The 3,073-nt window shown below is 46.9% G+C and carries 2 protein-coding genes; one reads left to right on the forward strand and one right to left on the reverse strand.

The genetic code is table 11. The features are described from left to right. Positions 1–219: 219 nt before the first annotated feature. Positions 220–1,656, reverse strand: a complete 1,437-nt coding sequence (gene nhaD, locus BCU12_RS06415; RefSeq protein WP_102403524.1) for a sodium:proton antiporter NhaD — start codon at positions 1,654–1,656, stop codon at positions 220–222. Positions 1,657–1,909: 253 nt separating this feature from the next. On the opposite strand from nhaD, the gene BCU12_RS06420 reads away from it, so the two are divergent. Continuing rightward, positions 1,910–3,049, forward strand: a complete 1,140-nt coding sequence (locus BCU12_RS06420; RefSeq protein ID WP_102403525.1) for a M20 family metallopeptidase — start codon at positions 1,910–1,912, stop codon at positions 3,047–3,049. Positions 3,050–3,073 lie beyond the last annotated feature (24 nt).

Consider the following 3,073-nt stretch of genomic DNA (forward strand, 5'->3'; position numbering starts at 1 on the left):
TAGTGATCAGTAGTTAGTTAGCATTGACTAGTAATCAATAACCCATAACCAGTATGCGCGTGTCTGAGCGTGAATAGATTCACTTTGTATCGGGTGATCTATGTTTCAACCGATTTCAGGTTGGGATGAAGCCCTTCAAAATTGAAGAGGTTACGTGGATTGAGTGTTGATACCTCAACCCACGTAACCTTGGCTTCAATTATCGATTCACCTAACTCTCTAAAATTGATGCCCGTTGAGCATGAGGTGAACGGCAATACTGGCTGCGTAACCCAGCATGATCACTGGCATCCATTTCAAGTGTCCAAAGAAGGTGTATTTACCATGTGCTGCGCCCATCAGCGCCACACCTGCTGCCGAGCCGATCGAGAGTAGACTGCCTCCAACCCCTGCTGCCAGCGTCACTAAGAGCCAATTCCCCATCGACATCACAGGATCCATAGTGAGTACGGCAAACATGACCGGAATGTTATCGACAATGGCCGACAGTATCCCCACCATGATATTGGCCCAGATTGGGTCCCATTGAGTGTACATAATCTCAGAAACCAGCCCTAGATAGCCCAGTAGGCTAAGCCCGCCAACACACATCACGACACCGTAGAAGAACAGTAGCGTATCCCACTCGGCGTGTGAGACTCGGCGAAAGACATCAAAAGGCACAACGGAACCTAAACTTTTTAGGGCATGATCATCGCCATTCGCAATCGCCATGGCTGCTTTTTTGGTTAAAGACGTATGCAGCGTTCGACGTAAGAAAAAGCCGAAGAACTGCAGGTAAGCCAGTCCCATCATCATGCCGATCACTGGTGGGAAATGCAGTACCGCATGGAAAGCGACTGCCGTAGCGATCGTGAGAATAAAGAGTGCCACAATGCGTCTTGCCCCACGTTTTAGCTCAATATGCTCATGGGCAACGTTGGGTTTCGTTGAAGGAATGAAAAACGACATGATCACGGCAGGAACGACGTAGTTCACGACGGATGGAATGAATAAAGGCATAAATTCGGAAAAAGAAACGTGGCCAGCCTGCCAAACCATGAGTGTGGTGATATCGCCAAATGGGCTGAATGCGCCCCCCGCATTGGCGGCGATGACAATATTAATACACGCAAGATTGACGAACCTTGTATTGTCTCCGGCCACTTTCAGTACCACCGCACACATGAGGAGCGCCGTGGTTAGGTTATCCGCAATTGGTGAGATAAAGAATGCAAGAACACCGGTTATCCAAAATAACGCTTTGAAATCGAACCCTTTACCGACCATCCAAGCCTGCAAGGCATCGAATAAACGTCTCTCTTCCATGGCGCTGATATAGGTCATGGCCACAAGTAGGAACAGCAACAGCTCGGCGTATTCCAATAAGTTATGTTCGAGCGCTGCTTTCGCTACGTCGATCAGGCCATTTTGTTGATAGACATAACCGATCATCGCCCAAATGATACCCGCGGCGAGCAGCACTGGTTTTGATTTTCTCAATTGAAGATATTCTTCGAGCATGACCAGTATGTAAGCGACGGTAAATAACGCCAGTGCGGCATAGCCTATGGTGGATTGGGTAAGAGAAAGATACTGTTCATTGTTAACGGATGCGTAAGAGGGGGAAACAAAAAAGGTAAGTAGCGCACCGAAAAATAACGACTGCTTAGTCATACATATTCACTCCTTGAAATGTAGTTTGTCACCAGTGTAACCACAATCACTAAGGCTCACTGTGAGGCGTATCGGATCTGGTTGAATTGTATCCAGTTTATCAAGCTACCTATGTTTGAATTAGTGATTTTGGTCATGGGTATATAAAAGACAACGATCATAAATGATGGCTTTCATAACCTAGAGTGTGTGCTATGAAGTACACCAAAGCAGTGCTAGATTAGGTGTGCCATTGAAACGAAAAGGATAAGAGATGGACTTCTCACTGAACGAATACCTTGAAGAACTTGCACCATTGGTCAATGTTGATTGCGGTACCTACACCCTAGAGGGTATTGAGGTTATTGCAGCGCAGTTCGAACAGAAATATCACGACATGAATAGGTGGGAAGTCAAACGTATCGATTGTGGCAGAGCCGGTGTTGGCTTAGAAATTCGTAACAAGCCAGATGTCGATCATATAGATGTGATGTTGATTGGGCACATGGATACCGTCTTCCCTTTAGGAACGGCCGTAGACAGGCCCATGAGTGTTGATGCTGAGCGAGCCTATGGTCCAGGCGTGGCGGATATGAAATCCGGATTATTGAATATCGTGTACGCGCTTCGCTCTCTTGATCCACTTATACTCGATACTCACTCTTTTTGCGTTTGCATGAACCCTGATGAGGAAACAGGGTCTTTGTATTCCGCTGATTGGCTTCAAGCGACAGCAAAGCACGCGAAACACGTGTTGGTGGCTGAAGCGGCGCGCGCCGATGGTGGACTAGTCAAAGCTCGAAAAGGCATGGCACGCTACAAAATCACGTTTCATGGAAAGGCCGCTCACGCAGGCAATGATCCTCAAAATGGATGCAGCGCCATTACCGAATTAGCCCAATGGATACTTGCCATAAATCAAATGACCAACTTAGAATCGGGTACAACTCTGAACGTCGGCGTGGTGTCGGGTGGCGTTGGGGCGAATACCGTGCCGGATTATGCTGAGGCGATTGTCGATGTTCGTTTTTGGAATAACGATGAATACGCGGTTATCGATTCTGATATAGCTTCAATGGTGCAGTCACCTTTCTTATCTGGTTCAAAAGTTAATGTCGATAGAGAGGTTTATCGGCCATCGATGCTACCCACGTTGCAAACCGAGTCGTTTATTCGCTTGGTAGAACAAAGCGCAAAAGAACTAGAAATCGAGATCAATTGGAAAGAGGCCGGCGGCATTTCGGATGCAAACAGTACTGCGATTCTTGGTATTCCAACACTGGACGGGTTTGGGCCCATTGGCGCGGATTTCCACAGTGAAAAAGAGTACATATTGCTCGAATCGATAAAACCTCGCATTCAGTTGTTAATGCGAGTCATAGAAAAGCTGACTCAAGGTGCAGAAGTTCAGTAAAAAAATAAGGTTCATCGCGGATTA

Source organism: Vibrio sp. 10N.261.55.A7, assembly GCF_002877365.1.
Classification (GTDB): Bacteria; Pseudomonadota; Gammaproteobacteria; order Enterobacterales; family Vibrionaceae; genus Vibrio.

Coding starts and splice junctions, on each gene's coding strand:
- nhaD (WP_102403524.1), bottom strand. CDS start 1,656: ATGACTAAGCAGTCGTTATTTTTCGGTGCGCTACTTACCTTTTTTGTT.
- BCU12_RS06420 (WP_102403525.1), top strand. CDS start 1,910: ATGGACTTCTCACTGAACGAATACCTTGAAGAACTTGCACCATTGGTC.